The organism is Ornithinimicrobium cryptoxanthini, from assembly GCF_023923205.1.
GTDB lineage: Bacteria > Actinomycetota > Actinomycetes > Actinomycetales > Dermatophilaceae > Ornithinicoccus > Ornithinicoccus cryptoxanthini.
Genome location: NZ_CP099490.1, coordinates 1,501,498 through 1,517,746 on the forward strand (window position 1 = coordinate 1,501,498; position 16,249 = coordinate 1,517,746).

Annotated in this window: 14 protein-coding genes; 5 read left to right on the top strand and 9 right to left on the bottom strand. The window is 69.9% G+C overall.

Annotated features, from left to right (window positions below):
- Positions 1–14: 14 nt before the first annotated feature.
- Positions 15–722, top strand: coding sequence for a hypothetical protein (locus NF557_RS06965; RefSeq protein ID WP_252622985.1), 708 nt, complete (start codon positions 15–17; stop codon positions 720–722).
- 10 nt (positions 723–732) lie between these two features.
- Here the strand turns inward: NF557_RS06965 and NF557_RS06970 are convergent, their stop codons facing one another.
- Positions 733–1,962: an NAD(P)/FAD-dependent oxidoreductase gene (locus tag NF557_RS06970; protein WP_252622987.1), complete on the bottom strand. Its 1,230-nt coding sequence runs from the start codon at positions 1,960–1,962 to the stop codon at positions 733–735.
- Between the two features lie 16 nt (positions 1,963–1,978).
- Positions 1,979–2,608: a GTP cyclohydrolase I gene (gene folE / locus NF557_RS06975; RefSeq protein WP_252622989.1), complete on the bottom strand. Its 630-nt coding sequence runs from the start codon at positions 2,606–2,608 to the stop codon at positions 1,979–1,981.
- A 92-nt stretch (positions 2,609–2,700) separates the two neighbouring features.
- On the opposite strand from folE, the gene NF557_RS06980 reads away from it, so the two are divergent.
- Complete coding sequence (locus NF557_RS06980; protein ID WP_252622991.1) at positions 2,701–3,420, top strand: helix-turn-helix transcriptional regulator; 720 nt, start codon at positions 2,701–2,703, stop codon at positions 3,418–3,420.
- Here the strand turns inward: NF557_RS06980 and NF557_RS06985 are convergent.
- The 4 genes from NF557_RS06985 to NF557_RS07000 are packed head-to-tail and all read right to left on the bottom strand — an operon-like array spanning position 3,417 to position 7,334.
- Positions 3,417–4,259 (bottom strand): iron ABC transporter ATP-binding protein, encoded by an 843-nt coding sequence (locus tag NF557_RS06985; RefSeq protein WP_252622993.1) that lies wholly within the window; start codon positions 4,257–4,259, stop codon positions 3,417–3,419. The genes NF557_RS06980 and NF557_RS06985 overlap by 4 nt on opposite strands.
- Positions 4,256–5,290 (bottom strand): iron chelate uptake ABC transporter family permease subunit, encoded by a 1,035-nt coding sequence (locus NF557_RS06990; protein ID WP_252622995.1) that lies wholly within the window; start codon positions 5,288–5,290, stop codon positions 4,256–4,258. Before NF557_RS06990 ends, NF557_RS06985 begins: the two co-directional genes overlap by 4 nt.
- A complete protein-coding gene (locus NF557_RS06995) occupies positions 5,287–6,303 on the bottom strand; it encodes an ABC transporter permease (RefSeq protein WP_252622997.1) in 1,017 nt (338 codons plus the stop codon). The genes NF557_RS06990 and NF557_RS06995 overlap by 4 nt, the downstream gene beginning before the upstream one ends.
- A gap of 44 nt (positions 6,304–6,347) precedes the next feature.
- Positions 6,348–7,334 (bottom strand): siderophore ABC transporter substrate-binding protein, encoded by a 987-nt coding sequence (locus NF557_RS07000; RefSeq protein ID WP_252622998.1) that lies wholly within the window; start codon positions 7,332–7,334, stop codon positions 6,348–6,350.
- A gap of 253 nt (positions 7,335–7,587) precedes the next feature.
- Between NF557_RS07000 and NF557_RS07005 the strand changes: the two genes are divergently transcribed.
- The 3 genes from NF557_RS07005 (at position 7,588) to NF557_RS07015 (ending at position 11,950) form a co-directional block, all read left to right on the top strand.
- Entirely contained in the window at positions 7,588–7,950 is a 363-nt protein-coding gene (locus tag NF557_RS07005) for a hypothetical protein (RefSeq protein ID WP_252623000.1), read from the top strand.
- Positions 7,951–8,061: 111 nt separating this feature from the next.
- Positions 8,062–9,927, top strand: coding sequence for a 1-deoxy-D-xylulose-5-phosphate synthase (gene dxs / locus NF557_RS07010; protein ID WP_252623002.1), 1,866 nt, complete (start codon positions 8,062–8,064; stop codon positions 9,925–9,927).
- Positions 9,928–9,931: 4 nt separating this feature from the next.
- On the top strand, positions 9,932–11,950 hold the full coding sequence (locus NF557_RS07015) for a diacylglycerol kinase family protein (RefSeq protein WP_252623004.1): 2,019 nt from the start codon (positions 9,932–9,934) through the stop codon (positions 11,948–11,950).
- Here the strand turns inward: NF557_RS07015 and NF557_RS07020 are convergent.
- The 3 genes from NF557_RS07020 to NF557_RS07030 all read right to left on the bottom strand — a co-directional run bounded on the left by NF557_RS07020 (position 11,947) and on the right by NF557_RS07030 (position 16,230).
- Positions 11,947–13,206 carry an MFS transporter gene (locus tag NF557_RS07020; protein ID WP_252623006.1) on the bottom strand — a complete coding sequence of 420 codons (1,260 nt, stop codon included), beginning with the start codon at positions 13,204–13,206 and terminating at the stop codon, positions 11,947–11,949. The genes NF557_RS07015 and NF557_RS07020 overlap by 4 nt on opposite strands.
- Before the next feature lie 11 nt (positions 13,207–13,217).
- On the bottom strand, positions 13,218–14,147 hold the full coding sequence (locus tag NF557_RS07025; protein WP_252623008.1) for a serine protein kinase RIO: 930 nt from the start codon (positions 14,145–14,147) through the stop codon (positions 13,218–13,220).
- A gap of 235 nt (positions 14,148–14,382) precedes the next feature.
- Positions 14,383–16,230, bottom strand: coding sequence for a selenocysteine-specific translation elongation factor (locus NF557_RS07030; RefSeq protein WP_252623010.1), 1,848 nt, complete (start codon positions 16,228–16,230; stop codon positions 14,383–14,385).
- Positions 16,231–16,249: the final 19 nt, after the last annotated feature.

Consider the following 16,249-nt stretch of genomic DNA (forward strand, 5'->3'; position numbering starts at 1 on the left):
GCTAGCGTCGCGGCATGGCAACATCGACGGTTGCCCCGGGGGGCGTGGGGGCGAAGCGTGAGGGCGTCAACGCGTGGCAGGTCGCGCGCTGGCTGACTCTCGTGCTGTATGCCGTCACTCTCCTGGGTGTTGCCGTCGGCGGGGCCCGGACGGCGTCCGTGGAGGACCTGCAGGCAGCTCTGCAACAGGGCGCGGTCGACCAGGTGCGCGTCGTAGGGGCGCTGGATGGTCCTGGTGGCTACTCGGACGCAGTGCAGGGGGTCTCCACCGTCCGCCTCGAGTGGCAGGACGGCTGGCACCGAAGCGTTGCCGAGATCTGGCAGGTCAGCTCGCTGGAAGAGCTTCGGTCGCAGGGGTTCGACGAGACGTCGCGGGACTACATCATCGGGGACGTCGGGCAGGAGCTGCGTCGGATCGCGCCCGGTGTGGAGATCGTCAGCGCTGAGTGGCCGAACGGCATCTACGGGTCCTTCGGTGGCTGGGAGGTGCGCGGCGCGTATGCCTATCTGCCGATGGCGCTGCTGGTGGCCTGCCTCATCGTCCTGGTGAACTCACCACAGCCCCGACTCGCCACCCGCTGGGGATGGGCCTGGCTCATGCTGAGCCCCACGATCCTCGTCGCCGCGCCCGCCTACCTCATCCTCGGGGCACGCGGCCAGCTCCCGGGGCGCCGCCGCCTCAACGGGATCGTCGCCTTCCTGATCGTCGGCCTGCTGCTGTAGCCCAGGTTGCTCAGAGGTCGGTCAGTTCGACGTCGCTGTCAGCAAGTCGCTCGGGCGCGACCTCCGTGCCGATCAACGCACGCAGGTGCTCGTTGACGTCCCAGATGTTGACGTTCATCGCCGCGCTCACCGTGCCGTCGCGCAGCCAGAACGCGATGAACTCACCAGAGCCCAGCTCGCCGCGGATCACCACGTCGTCGTCCTCGCGGCCGTGCCCGACATACTCCATGCCCAGGTCGAACTGGTCGGTGAAGAAGTAGGGAGCCCAGTCGTAGGCGTCGTCACCGCCGGCGATCACGGCGCCAGCGAGCTTGCCCTGCCGGATCGCGTTGTCCCAGTGCTCGACCCGCAGCAGGTGACCGGTCAACGTGTTCTGCGCCTCGGCGACGTCGCCGACGGCCAGGATGTCGCGGTCGTCCACCGATCGCAGGTGCTCGTCGGTCACGACCCCGGACTCCACGGTCAGCCCGGCCGCGGCGGCCAGGTCGGTGTTGGGCGCCGCCCCGATGCCCACCACCACCACGTCCGCAGGGAAGGTCTCGCCGTCCACGACGACGCCCGTGACGCGGCCGTCCTCGCCGGTGAACGCCTCGCAGGAGGCGCCGGTGCGCAGGTCGACGCCCTGGTCCCGGTGCAGTTGGGCGAAGTGCCCAGCCACCTGGGGGCCAAGGACCGCGAGAAGGGGGAGCTCTGAACTCTCGATGACGGCCACCTCGCACCCGCCCGCACGGGCTGCCGCGGCGACCTCGAGCCCGATCCAGCCCCCACCGATGATGACTATCCGCGAGTGCGCTGCAATGGCCTCCTTGATGGCGTCGCTGTCGGCGATGCGACGCAGGGTCAGCACACCGCTCAGGTCGCTGCCCGGGAGGGGCAGGCGCCGGGGTGTGGCACCGGTGGCCACTACCAGCTCCTGATAGGCGATCCGCTCTCCGCCCGCGAGCTCGACCTCGTGCGCGTCGCGGTCGATGGCGACCGCCTCCTCCCCGAGCCGGGTGGTGACGTCGTGCTCGGCATACCAACCTGCCGGGTGCACGTAGGCCTCATCGATCTCCGCCTGACCCTGCAGGTAGCCCTTGCTCAAGGGGGGTCGCTCGTAGGGACGGTCCGTCTCGTCGCCGACCAGGGTGATGGGTCCGGCATAGTCGTGTGCGCGCAACGACTCGACGACATGGGCGCCTGCCAGACCGGCCCCGATGACGACGACGCCGGCCGCGGGTGCGGAGTGCTGGGTTGTCATGGCTGACCTTCCGGAGCTAGTGGATGAGGCTGAAGAACTCGGCGCGCTGGGCGGTCTCGCGCAGGGAGCCGCGCAGCGCGCTGGTGCGGGTCGTGGTGCCGGCGGCACGCACACCGCGCAGGGTCATGCAGGTGTGCTCCGCCTCGATGACGACCCCGACCCCGCGCGGTTGGAGCTCACGGTCGATCCAGTCGGCAACCTGCTGGGTGAGCCGCTCCTGGACCTGGGGGCGGCGGGCAAACATCTCCACGACCCGGGCAAACTTGGACAGCCCGAGGATCCGGCTGCCCGGCAGGTAGCCCACGTGGGCCGTGCCGGTGAACGGCAGGAAGTGGTGCTCGCACAGGGACTGGACGGGGATCGACTTGACCAGCACGAGCTCGTCATAGCCCTCGTCGTTGTCGAACGTGGTCATCTCGAACGGGCGCGCGGTCAGCATCGCGGCATAGGCCCTGGCCATGCGGCGCGGGCTGGCCGCCCTGGCAGTGGTGTCGCAGTCGACGCCGAGGGCGGCCAGGAAGTCGGCGGCCGCCCGGGTCGCCCGGTCGAGGTGGTCGCTGGCCGGGACGGGAAGGTCGGTGGCCAGCTCTGCCCACCCGGTCTCGTGCGAGAGTGGGGCGCGGGAGCGCTCGGTGCCTGTCGTCATACTGGCCAGCCCTTCTAAAGGAGAGTAGGCTTCACGTTAGACCGGTGGCGCTGTTCCGTCAAGACGTATGCCGTTTGTTCCAGGAGGTGGCGATGGTGGCCGACAGTGACTTCGACAAGGCCGTGGCAGGCATCGGCTCGCTGACCGAGCCGGCCCGGCGCGAGCTGTATCGCTATGTCTGCAGCCGGGACGACTCGGTGGGCCGTGAGGAGGCCGCGGCGGCGACCGGTCTGAGCCACCACCGGGCCAAGTTCCACCTGGACCGGCTGGCGGCGGACGGGCTGCTCGAGGTCGACTACCGGCGGCTGGGGGAGCGGACCGGGCCTGGGGCAGGGCGGCCCGCCAAGGTCTATCGGCGCTCGAATGCGGAGCTGGCGGTCTCGCTCCCGGAGCGGGACTACGAGCTGGTGGGGCGGTTGCTGGCGGCCGCGATCGAGGCGTCCGCGCAGAGCGGGCGACCGGTGCTGGACGCCCTGGGCGAGGTCGCCGCTGAGCACGGCCGCCGTCTCGCGGCCGGACTGGGCGTGCAGGCCAGCGCCCCCGAGCTCGTGGACCGCGTCCTCGCGCTGCTGTCCGAGCACGGCTACGAGCCTCGTGAGGAGTCCCGGAGCATCACGCTGGAGAACTGTCCGTTCCACACGCTCTCCCAGGAGCACACGAGCCTGGTGTGCGGGATGAACCACGCCATGCTCGAGGGCTTCACCCAGGAGCTGCAGCCGCCCTGCCTGCGGGCAGAGCTGGAGCCTGCCCCGGGTCGCTGCTGCGTCGTGCTGCACGCACAGGAGCCCGCAGCATCCGGCAGCGCTGACTAGCGTCGCGCGACGACCGGCTCGGCCTCGTCCGGCTCCATCAGCGGCTCCCCGAAGCCTGGGGTGGGACCGACCGGTGCACCTGTGGTCCAGAAGATGCCCAGGCGCACGCCGTTGAGGTCCTGCACGTGGATGTCCATGTCGAAGACCTCGCGCAACGTCTGACGGTGCATGATCTGCGCCGGCGTGCCCTGCACCACGACCTTGCCGTCGCGCATCGCGACGATGTGGTCGGAGAAGCAGGACGCGAAGTTGATGTCGTGCAGCACCAGCACGATCGTCTTGCCGAGGTCGTCGGCGGCGCGGCGCAGCAACGTCATCATCGACGACGAGTGCTTCATGTCCAGGTTGTTCAGCGGCTCGTCAAGCAGGATGTAGTCGGTGTCCTGCGCCAGGATCATCGCGATGTAGGCCCGCTGTCGCTGACCACCCGAGAGCTGGTCGAGATAGCGGTCCCGCAGGGGCTGCAGGTCCAGGTAGTCCAGCGCCTCGTCGACGATCACGTGGTCCTCCGGAGTCAGCCGCCCCTTGCTGTAGGGGAAGCGCCCGAAGCGGGCCAGGTCGACCACGCTGAGCCGCGCGGTGATCCGGTTGTCCTGCCGCAGCACCGCGAGCCGCTTGGCGACGGCGTCGTCGCCGGCGCTCTGCACGTCCAGGTCGTCGATGAAGACGCTGCCCGACTCGGGCTTGATCAGCCGGCTGATGACCGACAGCAGGGTGGACTTGCCGGCACCGTTGGCGCCGACGATCGAGGTCAGCTGACCGACGGGCAGGGTCAGCCCCACCTCGTCGAGCACCACCTGCTTGTCGTAGCGGTGGCTGACGTCGCGCACGGTGATCACAGTCGGACCGTCCTCATCAGGAGCAGGATGAAATAGATGCCGCCGACCAGGTTGACGACGACGCTGAGGGTAGTGCCATTGTCCAGCAGGTGGCCCACCACGAACTGACCGGCCACCGTGCAGAGCACGCCGACCAGCGCAGAGCCGATGACCAGGTCCGTATGCCGATGGCTCGGGATGATCTGCCGCGCCAGGTTGGCCACGATCAGACCGAGGAAGAGCATCGGACCGACCAGGGCGGTCGAGACCGCCACCAGCAGGGTGATCACACCGAGGCTGAGGGTGACGACGCGGTGGTAGGGCACCCCAAGTGCCACTGCGGCATCGAAGCCCAGGTCCACGACGTCGAGATAGCGCAGGAGCGGCACCAGCGCGAGCATCCCGACGACCGAGACGGCGGCCACGATCCACAACAGGTCGGCGTCGACCGTGTTGAAACTGGCAAACATCACGTCCTGCAGGGTCAGGAAGTCATTGGGGCTGAGCACGCGGGAGGCCAACGAGGTCAGGCTGTTGAACAGGGAGCCGATCACGATGCCGACCAGCACCAGGACCAGCAGGTTGCGGCTGCTGCGCCCGAAGAGCCAGCGGAAGAGCAGCATCCCGAAGACCAGCAGCACGGCGGCGTTGATCAGGAACCGTGGGCCGACCCCCATCAGCATGAAGGTGGTGCTGCCGAAGAAGAAGACGATGACGGTCTGCACCAGCAGATAGAGGGCGTCGAAGCCCATCACGCTCGGGGTCAGGATCCGGCTGCCGGCAATGGTCTGGAACACCAGGCTGGAGGCGCCGACCGTGGCGCCGACCACGATCAGCGAGCCGACCTGGCGGCTGCGCAGGTCCATCGCGTAGTCCCACGAGCCGCGCACGTCGTAGGTCAGGTAGGCGGTCACGGCCAGGACGGACAGCAGGCCGAGCACGCCCAGGGTCACCCGGATCCGGGTCCGCCGGCGACGTTCCTCCGCGCTGGTGTGTTCGGCGTCGGACGCGACGCGGGTCGCGCGCTGCCTGCGGGACTCGAGCAGCGTCATACGGACGCCCCCTTGGCCGAGCGCAGGATGAGCCAGATGAAGACGACCCCGCCGATGGCCCCGGCGATGGTGGCGACCGGCAGCTCGTAGGGGTGGATGATGACCCGGCCGGCGACGTCGCAGGCCAGCACGAACCCGGCCCCGGCGAGGGCGGTGAGCGGCAGGACCTTCTTGATGTTGTCGCCCAGGAGCAGGGTCACGACGTTGGGCACGATCAGCCCGAGGAACGGGATCGCGCCGACGACCACCACGACCACGGCAGCCATCACGGAGACCACGATCAGACCGATATAGAGGATGCGCTGGTAGTTCAGGCCGAGGTTGGTGGCGAACGACTCGCCCATCCCGATCACGGTGAACTTGTCGGCGAAGACGTAGCCGATGATGCCGACGACCAGCACGATGTAGAGCGGTTCGTAGCGACCCTCGAGCACCGAGGAGAACGAGCCGGTGGTCCAGATGTCGAGATACTGGATGAGGTCGCGCTGATAGGCGACGAAGGTCGTGATGGCGGCCAGGACCCCGCCATACATCAAGCCCACCAGGGCGACCACGATGCCCTCGCGGTGCTGGATGCGCTGGAGCATCTGCAGGAAGATCAGGGTGCCGGCGATCGCGGTGACGATCGCGATGCCCATCTTGACGATGAGTGAGGTCCCGCCGAAGAACATCGTGGCGATCAGGATGCCCAGGACCGCGGCCTCCACGGTGCCGGAGGTGCTGGGGGAGACGAAACGGTTGGCGGTGATCCGCTGCATGATCAGGCCGGCCACCGACAGGGACGCTCCCGCCAGCAGGATCGCGATGAGCCGTGGGATGCGGGAGGTGGTCAGGATGTGCCAGGCCTCGGGGCTGGGGTTGAGCAGGTCAACCACGCCCACACTGCTGGCGCCCACACCGAGGGACAGATAGCTGCCGACCGCCAGGACACCGGCCCCGAGCCAGAGGTGGACGGGCCGCACCCCGCCAGAACGGGTGGTCCGGGCGGGGTGGGTGGTGGTCGGTGCGGTCACGCGGTGGGCTCTCCGATGTGAGTCAGGGTCGGTCCGTCAGGGTGTCAGAGGGTGGCCTCGATGTCGGCGATCATCTGACGCAGGCTGCTGGGGGAGGCGTTGGCGATGTACCAGGAGAAGCCGTCGACGACGTGGATCTTGTCGTTGGTGGCCGCGGACGTGGTGTTGACCAGGTCGTTGTTGAGCACCTCCAGCGCCGGCGCCTCGTCAGCACCGATCGCCGCAGCGCGGTCCAGGACGAGCAGGACGTCGGGGTTGAACTCGGTGAAGAACTCCTGGCTGATCTCCTGGCCGTGGGAGCCCTCCTCGTCGACCGGGGCGCCGGTGTCGGCATAGCCGAACGCGTCATAGACGATGCCGAAGCGCGAGCCGGGGCCGTAGGCGCTCGCGGTGCCGCCCGAGACCTGCACGAACAGAGCCGTGTCGCCGGTCTCGGCGGCCGCCGTGCCGACCTCCTCGACCTGGGCCATGATCTCGTCCATCTGCTCCTGGGCCTCGGTCTCCTTGGCAAAGATCGAGCCGAGCTGCACGACGCGCTCCTCGGTGACGGTCAGCTGCCCGGACGGCTCCTCGTAGCGGACGGACATGTCGAGCACGACGGGAGAGATCTTCTCCATCTCGGCCAGGATCTCGGGGTTGCCGCTGCGCCCCGCGATGATGATCAGGTCAGGCTCGAGCTCGTTGATCGCCTCGTAGTCCGGCTCCTGCAGGGTCCCGACGGTGGGGATGTCTCCGTCGACATAGGCCGCGAGGTCGTCGGGCAGATCGATGTTGGCGGTCGGGGCGGCGTCGACCTCGATGCCGAGGTCGCCCAGCGTGCGGATGACGCTCCAGTCGGTCACGACGACGGTCTCGGGATCGACCGGCACGTCGACCGAGCGCCCCTGGGCGTCGGTGATCGAGATGGTCTCGGCACCAGCGGCCGCGGCGTCGCCGCCACCGTCGTCGGCGCTGCTGCCCCCGCCGCAGGCGGAGAGGGTGAGTGCGGCGGTCAGGGCGGTGGCGGCGACAGCGTGGTGACGCAGGTTCATGAGGTCGTGCTCCGATGTGTGGGGACAGGCGGTCCGTGACGTGCAGACCCAGCCGACTATTTCGAGCCAGGTAAGGCTAACCTAACTAGGGCACCGTCATTTAGCAAACGCCTGCGTGTCGTATCTCCATCTCCAAGAATGGCACGCGGGCCCGGCTCGGACACATCCGGGTCCGGCGCCCCGATCGAAGGCCGGGGTCGAGGGCCGGGGCCGACAGTGGGGGCTGTCGGTCCGGCGTCGTACACTTGTTCGCATGTCGGGACCTCCTGGATGGCCAGAGCGCGTGCCTCCGACGGGTGTGCCCGGCTGGGAGGAGGCCGCCGTGTCCTGGCTGCTGGACCAGTGCCCGGCCGACTACCGGGCCTACCGCGCCTGGCGCCGGCACCCGGTGGCCCTGGCCTGGATCACCGTGCGCCACCTGCAGGCCGAGCTCGACGCGATGCGGGGCGCCTGGCGCGATGTGCGGGCCGACCTGGGTCCGCTGCTGCCCCCGGGCTCGTTGGGTGACGTGCTCGGGTCGCTGACCCAGGAGGGACTGCGGCTGCGCGCCGCGCTGCGCAGTGCCCAGCTGCTCCTGGAGGCGATGCGGGTGAGGGCGCCGATTGCGCCACGCTGACCCGTGCCCAGCCTGTTCGCAGCCCACAGGACGTAGACTCGACCAGCACGTCAACGCGAGACGTCTCCCTCGGAGAGACATCTCCATCGCAGAGAAAGGCGCCGACGCATCGTGGGTCTGCTCAACAGCATTGCCGGTCCGGCCGACCTGAAGCGGCTCTCGTCGGCACAGCTTGCCGAACTCGCCCAGGAGATCAGGACCTATCTGATCGACTCGGTCTCGCGCACGGGCGGACATCTCGGCCCCAACCTGGGGGTCGTGGAGCTGACCATGGCGATCCACCGGGTCTTCGACAGCCCGCACGACACGGTCGTCTTCGACACCGGGCACCAGTCCTATGTGCACAAGCTGCTCACCGGACGCCATGACTTCGCGACGCTGCGCAAGCAGGGTGGCCTGTCCGGCTATCCCAGCCGCGCCGAGTCCGAGCACGACGTGGTGGAGAACTCCCACGCCAGCACCTCCCTGTCCTGGGCGATCGGCATCGCCACCGGACGCAAGCTGCGCGGCGAGACCGATCGGCATACCGTCGCGGTCATCGGTGACGGCGCGCTGACCGGTGGCATGGCCTGGGAGGCCCTCAACAACATCGCGGCCAACCCGGACCTGCCACTGATCGTCGTGGTCAACGACAACGAGCGGTCCTATGCGCCGACCATCGGCGGGATGGCCGACTACCTCGCCTCGCTGCGGTCCTCGCGCAACTACGAGAACGTCCTGTCCTGGGGCAAGCGCCTCCTGCACCGCACCCCGGTCGTCGGGCGGCAGATGTATGACACGCTCCACGGGGTCAAGAAGGGCCTCAAGGACATCGTCAGCCCGCAGGGCATGTTCGAGGACCTCGGTCTGAAGTATCTCGGGCCCGTCGACGGCCACGACCTTGCGGCGATGGAGACGGCCCTGCGCCGCGCCCACGACTTCGGTGGCGTGGTGCTGGTGCACGCCATCACCGAGAAGGGTCACGGCTATCAGCCCGCGACCAACGACGAGGCCGACCGGTTCCACGCGGTCGGTGTCATCAACCCCGAGACGGGGCTGCCGCTGGAGCTGTCCGGACGGTCCTGGACCGATGAGTTCAGCGACGAGCTGCTCGACCTGGCCGACGAGCGCGAGGACATCGTGGCCCTCACCGCCTCGATGCTCATCCCCGTCGGGCTCTCGGGGTTTGCCAAGAAGCACCCGCAACGGGTCTTCGACGTCGGCATCGCCGAGCAGCACGCGGTGACCATGGCGGCGGGACTGTCCTTTGCGGGGATGCACCCAGTGGTGGCGGTCTATGCGACCTTCCTCAACCGGGCCTTCGACCAGCTCCTGATGGACTGCGCCCTGCACCGTCAGGGTGTGACCTTCATCCTGGACCGTGCCGGCGTGACCGGCACCGATGGTGCCAGCCACAACGGCATGTGGGACATGGCCCTCGTCTCGATCGTGCCGGGGCTGCGGCTGGCCGCCCCACGTGACGGCGCGCAGATCCGGGTGGCGCTGCGCGAAGCCGTCGACGTGGCTGATGCACCCACCGTGATCCGCTTCCCCAAGGGGACGGTCGCCGAGCCCATCCAGGCGGTGGGGGCTCACGGAAGCGTCGACATCCTGCGGGAGAGCGAGCAGCCGGACCTGCTCCTCGTCTCCGTGGGCGCCCTTGCCAGCGTTGCGCTCGAGGTCGCCGAAAAGCTTGGTGCGCAGGGGATCTCCGTCAAGGTTGTGGACCCTCGCTGGGTCCTGCCGATCAGTGCTGACCTGGTGGAGCTGACGGGGCAGGCTGAGGCTGTCGCGGTGATCGAGGACAACCTGGTGGCGAGCGGGGTCGGCGCCGCACTGGCGGCCTGCCTGCGCGGCGAGGACGACCCCCGGCCGGTGTGGACCTATGGCATCCCCAAGGAATTCCTCGACCACGGCTCGCGTGGGCAGGTCCTGGAGCGGATCGGCCTGACCCCGGACACGGTCGCGACCTCGCTGACCACGCGCCTGCGCGGCTAGCCCGATGACCGGGACCACCCAGGTGGCCGCGGTGCTCAACCCCGCTGCCGACCATGCCTGGGCGGCGCAGGCCGAGCTGCAGCGGGTGTGCCGGCTGCTGGAGTGGCCCGACCCCGACATCTACTACACGACCGTCACCGAGCCGGGCGCTCGTCAGGCCCGGGCTGCGCTCCGCGAGGGTGCGCAGCTGGTGGTCGTGGGCGGCGGCGACGGCACGGTCCGGCAGGTCGCTGGCGTCCTGGCCGGCACCGGCGTGCCGCTCGGCATCCTGCCACTGGGGACGGCCAACCTGTTTGCGCGCAACCTCGGTCTGGCGCGCTCCGACGTGACGGAGATGGTGCAGGCCGCGCTGCTGGGGCAGACACGCCACCTGGACATCGGCCTGGTCCGCTATGTGCAGCTGGGACCCGCGGGGCCGGTGGAGTCCCCACCGCACCACTTCCTGGTCCTGGTCGGCGCCGGGCACGACGCGGCCACGGTCGCCGACACGAGACAGGCTCTCAAGCGGTGGGTGAGCTGGCTGGCCTATTTTGAGCCCGGCGCCCGCCGACTGACCAAGGCCCTGCTGCCACTGCGGGTCGAGGTCGACGGCGGCCGGCGTGAGGACCTCAGCGCGTGGAGCCTGCTGGTGAGCAACTGCGGGCTCATCCCGGCCGGCATCAAGGTGGCCGCCGATGCCGAGGTGGATGACGGTCTGCTGGACCTGGTGCACGTCGCGCCACCGACCGTGGCGCACTGGGCCCCGATCGCGTTGAAGGGGCTGCTCGGCTTCCGTCGGGAGGTGCCCGGTCTGTCCTACCGTCAGGCCCGCACCGTCAAGGTCTTCAGCGAGGAACCCGTCGTGATCCAGATCGACGGGGACCCGCACCCGGACATCCTGGAGCTCGACTGCACCGTGCTGCCCGGGCAGCTGACCGTGCGGACCGCACGGTCCACTCAGGCGAGCACGATCAGCACCTTGATGCGGGGCTGGACCGGCCGCGGTGCGGAGCGGCGCATCCTGCGGGTGCTGCGGCATACGCCCCCTGAGGAGCTGGACGCCGTCCTCGGCGAGGTCGACCTGGAGGCCCTCGTGCGCAAGCTGGACGACCACCGGCCCGGCCCGGACCACCGCAGCGCCCTGCTGGACCTGCTGGTCCGCGAGCGCCGGCAGGTGCTCACCGTGGCCCGTCTGGCGCAGCTGGCGACGGCGCTGCACCGGGGGCCGACCCCGCGCAGCCACGAGCTGGCGATCCGGGACCTCGTCCTGTCGCTGCGCGGCGAGGAGCTCGAGGAGTTCAAGTCCATGGTCAACAGCAGCGGCAGCTATCACGACCTCGACCACCTGGTCTTCGACGACATCGGCGACGACGAGCTGCGCACCCAGATCCTGGCGCACATCGCCGCCGAAGCGGTGGGCCGTGCCTCAGCTGACCTGCGCATCCTGTGCGACATCGACGACACGGTGCTCTGCATGTTGCACGACCGTCGATATCCGCGGGGGACGGTCTATCCGGGCGTCGTGGAGTTCCTGCTCGCCCTGGACCACGGAGCCGCCCGTGAGCCGGGTCGCCCTGGTGACCTGACCTTCATCACCGCACGCCCGAGCGACCCGCGGGGGCTGGTCGAGAGCTACACCCGCAACGGCCTGGCAGAGCTCGGGCTGCCGCCGCACTCGGTGATGACCGGGCACATCCTCAACGTGGCCACCAAGGGGAGGATCGCCGAGCGCAAGATGGCCAACTTCGACCGCTCGCGCCTGCTGTTCCCCGAGTGCCAGGTCGTCTTCATCGGAGACAACGGGCAGGCCGACGTCGAGGTGGGTCGCGCGATGCTCGCACGTGACCCCGAGCACGTGCGGGCGGTGTTCATCCACCACGTGAGCCCGGTCGGGCCGGACGTGCGTGCGTCGCTGGCTGCCGAGGGGATCTGGCTCTTCGACACGTATGCCGACGCCGCGGCCCGGGCGCACGAGCTGGGCCTGATCTCGGAGCAGGGGTTCGAGCAGGTGCGTGCCGCGGTCGAGGCGACCAGGTCGGGCTAGGTGGACGGCGCCTCGTCGTCGGGCAGCTGCACACTCCGGAAGGGGGACAGCGTCGGGATCAGCGCTGCCACCACGAGGCCCACGACGCAGACCAGGATCGTCGGCCGGTTGCCATAGGTGAGCGCGAACCACCCGGCCAGCGGCGCGGACACGGTGATCGTGCCCCAGTTGAGCGACCGGATGGTGGAGTTCATCCGGGCCCGCAGGCGGTCGGGGGTGACGGCGTTGCGATAGCTCATCTCCAGCGGCCCGCGCAGACCGTTGCTCACGCCATAGATCAGCTGGCCGGCGACCAGGACCGGGAGGCCAGCGTCCCCTTCGGGCGCCAGCGCGGCCAACAGGAATGCCAGCGGGGCCAGCCAGGTGGCCGCGCAGATGACCGACCCGGCGCCGAATCGGTCCGCGGCCCGTGGGGTCAGGCCGGCAGCGGCCACGCCGGTGAGGCCCGCGGACGCGAGGACCAGCCCGATCGCCACTGGCCCCAGCCCGATCTCCTCGGAGGCATAGAAGACCAGGATGGTCATGACGGCGGAGTTGAAGAAGAACCAGGTGTGCAGCCCGATCGCGTAGGGCGCGAGCGTGGGGTGCCGATAGACCCAACGGGCCCCCTCCCGCAGCTCGCGCCACAGGTGCCGCTCGGTGCCGTCAGCCGGAGGGGGCTCGGTGACCCGGATCGTGGAGAGCACGAGAGCCGACACGGCATAGGTGCCAGCGTTGACGAGGATCGCGATGGGCGCTGACGCCACCCGGACCAGGACGCCGGCGAGCAGGGGGCCGAGAGCCTCGGCCGCCGTCATGGACTGTTCGATGCGCGCATTGGCGCGGGACAGCATCGAGGTGGGCACCAGGCGCGGCAGGAACGACTGGTGGGCAGCGGTGGCAGACAGGGACGCTGTGCCTGCGACGAAGACCAGGACGGCCACCAGGGGCACGGTCAGCCACCCCAGCAGGCCGAGCCCGCCGATGGCACCGAACGCCAGGGCACACACCGCGTCACCGACGACCAGCACCGGCTTGCGACGGACCCGGTCGATCAGGACCCCTGCGACGAGGCCAAAGAGCAGCATCGGCAACCACTGGGCCGACCGGACCAGTCCCAGTGCCACCTGGTCGGCCCCGAGCGTCTCGATGAGCAGCAGCTGGAGGGCCAGCCCCGAGGTGAACACACCCAGCCACTTGGCGGTGTCGGAGATCCAGAGCTGCACGAACGCGGGATAGCTGAACACCCCGGCGCCCCTGGTCATGGGCTCAGTCAAACAGGTCGATGCTAGACCGGCTTGACCTCCTCGAACAGTTCGTGGGGGTCGGCGTCGAGCCCGCGTGCCTGGAACCAGGAGCAGACGTTGCGGCAGTCCCTCATCAGCAGCTCCGGGCCGTTGGGGTTGGCGATCAGGTCGACGATCTGGGGCAGGTCGATGATGACTAGCCGCTCGCCGGCCGCCAGGATGTTGTATGCCGAGAGGTCGCCGTGGGCGACCCCCTCGGCTGCCATGACGGAGATCGCGGTCCGGACCTGGACGAAGTACTCCTCCAGCAACCCGGCACCAGGTCTGACCTGGGCCAGTCGTGGGGCCGGTGCGTCGTCATACTGGATGAGCTCCATGAGGATCTCGGTGCCGTCGAGCTGGACAGGGTAGGGGACCGGGAGCCCGGCGGTCCAGTAGCGGCACAGGGCATCCCACTCGGCGACCGCCCACTGCCCGGCGGCGACGCTGCGTCCCCACTCGGACTTGCGGGCGAGGGCGCGCTGGTCGCGGCTGCGACGGACCGTGCGGCCCTCGGTGTAGTCGCTGCTGCGGCGGAAGCTGCGGTGGTCCAGGTCGCGATAGCGCTTGGCCGCCATGACCACGCCGGTGCCGTCCGGTGCGGTGCGCTCGAGCAGGAAGACGTCCGCCTCCTTGCCGGTCTTGAGGATGCCGAGCTCGGTGTCGAGGGCGCCCGAGTCGGTGATCACCCAGTCGGGCAGCGGCTCGGGGCCGCGACAGCCCTTCTCGACGTCCCAGTAGGTGGTGAACGTGGGGCCGTCATCGGGGGAGTCAGGGCCGCGGGGACCGTCGGGCGGCCGGTCGTCGGGGCCGTCGAGGGGGACGTAGTCGAAGACGAAGAACGGGTCGATGTCGTCGGCGCGGTGGCCGTCTGGGCGCTCGCCGTGGCGCTGGTCAGTGCTGGACGCGTGGTCCTGGTGCTGCAGGGACAAGAGAACTCCTGAGAGAAGGATGGTGGCTGGTGGGCACACCAGAGGCAGTCATAGACACGTCACTGCTCCTCTCGTCAGGGGTCCGCCGCAGCGGTCCGGGCTCGGCGGCCGATCGCCGCGACGGGTCCTAGCCTCTCGCAGGCCCCCGCCGGTCCGCAACGGGTTTTGTGGGTGGCTGCGAAACCGCTGAAAAAAGACGGGGCGGACCCGCGAAACCACTACCAAAATTGGTGGGCTAGCGGACGACCTGGCGCAGCTGGCCGTCGACGCGACGGGTCCAGCCGCGTGCGTCCAGGTGCTCCAGCAGTGGAACCGCGACCCGCCGTGTGGTGCCGAGCGCCTGGCGGGCGGCGCTGAGGGTGAAGGGCTGTTCCAGGGCGGCGAGCCGGCGCATCGCGAGGGCCGGGGCGTCAGGTAGGAGCACGATGTCATCGGCCAGCCGCAGCAGCCGTCCGATCCGGGCTGCGGCCGCCAGCTCGGTCGGACCCAGTCCGAAGGCAGTCAGGTCGTCGCGCTCGGGAGCGTCGAACGGTGCCGCCCGCAGACGTCGCTCGACCTCAGCCACGGCGGTCTCGGCGGCACCGAGACCACCAGCGTCCGCCGGGCGCACGCGTCCGTCCGCCACGACGAGTCTGGCGGCGTCGGCGAGGTGTCGGACCAGGTCGGCAGTCAATGGCGGTATGCCGTGCTGCAGCGTCCCGCCGTCCGCCGTCACGCGCAGGTGGTCCGGCAGGTCGAGGAGCCGGCCGGCCTCGGCGAGCGGGACCCCCTGGCTCAGCGGGTTGGCCTGGTGGTGGGCCCGGACCCGTTCCGTGAGCAGGTCTCCCCAGTCGTTGAGGGCTGCCTCGTCGACCCACCACTGGCCGACCCGGACACCCGAGGTGGGGGCAGGCAGCCCGAGCTGCGTCAGGACCGTGGGGTGGTCGGCGGCACGTGATCGCAGCCGGAGATCAGCGGGGGAGTCCGCCCCGTCCAGCTCCTGAGCCCGCCGTCCCGCGGCACCCCGGCGCCGCAGCGGGAGCGGGTCGACGTCGACGACGGTCAGGGACCACAGGCGCCGGTCGCCGGGGTCGCGCAAGATGGTGCGGTCGCCGACGTGCCACGGCAGCGGCGTCGAGAGGGTGAGTCGTGCGTAGCCGCTGCCCAGGGGACGGACGTGGGTCGGCTGGGCCGCGGTCCCGACATGAAGGATGGCCTCGACCGGCGGTGTCGCCCGCTCCTGACGGGAGTGGCCGAGCCCGGTGTCGACCGGCTCAAGGGCAACGTCGACGACCTGTGCCTCGGCATATGCACCAGGGGTGAACAGGACGGACGAGCGAGCGGCGAGGTCGGTCTCGGTGCGGCGCAGATTGACAGCGACCCGGGACACCGGGCCGACCACGTCGTGGGGCAGGTCCTCGCTCTGCAGACCGCGCACGACCACCTCGCGCGATCGCTCCCCGGAGAGCAGGGTCAGGTGATCACCGGTGCGCAGGGTGCCGGCGCCGAGCGTGCCAGTCACCACGGTCCCGGCACCTGAGATGGTGAACGAGCGATCGCACCACAGACGCACCGGGGCGTCCGCGTCGGGGGCGGGCATCCGGGTCACGAGGTCGTCGAGGGCCTCGCGCAGCTCGTCCAGACCCTCGCCGGTCACCGCTGAGACCGGACACACCGGCAAGGACAGGCCCGCCCCGGCGAGGTGCCGGCTGGCCTCCTCGCGCACGGCGTCCGCGCGCGCAGGGTCGGCCAGGTCGCACCGGGTGAGCACGAGCACGCCGTCGCGGATGCCGAGGGCGCGCACTGCCGCCAGGTGCTCAGAGCTCTGCGCCTGCCACCCCTGGTCGGCCGCGACCACGAAGACCACGGCTGCGGACGGTCCCAGGCCGGAGAGGGTGGTCGCGATGAAGCGCTGGTGCCCGGGCACGTCCACGAACGCGACGTCCGCTCCACTGGGCAGCTTCGTCCAGGCAAAACCGAGCTCGATGGTCAGTCCGCGGGACTTCTCCTCACCGAGGCGGTCGGGATCCCGGTCGGTGAGCGCCCGCACCAGCGTCGACTTGCCGTGGTCGACGTGACCGGCCGTGGCCAGCACCCGCTTCACCGCGCTCCTTCCCGCGCCG

Excerpts from the sequence above, each read along its gene's own strand:
- NF557_RS06965 (WP_252622985.1), top strand. The coding sequence starts at position 15 with ATGGCAACATCGACGGTTGCCCCGGGGGGCGTGGGGGCGAAGCGTGAG.
- NF557_RS06970 (WP_252622987.1), bottom strand. The coding sequence starts at position 1,962 with ATGACAACCCAGCACTCCGCACCCGCGGCCGGCGTCGTCGTCATCGGG.
- folE (WP_252622989.1), bottom strand. The coding sequence starts at position 2,608 with ATGACGACAGGCACCGAGCGCTCCCGCGCCCCACTCTCGCACGAGACC.
- NF557_RS06980 (WP_252622991.1), top strand. The coding sequence starts at position 2,701 with ATGGTGGCCGACAGTGACTTCGACAAGGCCGTGGCAGGCATCGGCTCG.
- NF557_RS06990 (WP_252622995.1), bottom strand. The coding sequence starts at position 5,290 with ATGACGCTGCTCGAGTCCCGCAGGCAGCGCGCGACCCGCGTCGCGTCC.
- NF557_RS07000 (WP_252622998.1), bottom strand. The coding sequence starts at position 7,334 with ATGAACCTGCGTCACCACGCTGTCGCCGCCACCGCCCTGACCGCCGCA.
- NF557_RS07005 (WP_252623000.1), top strand. The coding sequence starts at position 7,588 with ATGTCGGGACCTCCTGGATGGCCAGAGCGCGTGCCTCCGACGGGTGTG.
- NF557_RS07015 (WP_252623004.1), top strand. The coding sequence starts at position 9,932 with ATGACCGGGACCACCCAGGTGGCCGCGGTGCTCAACCCCGCTGCCGAC.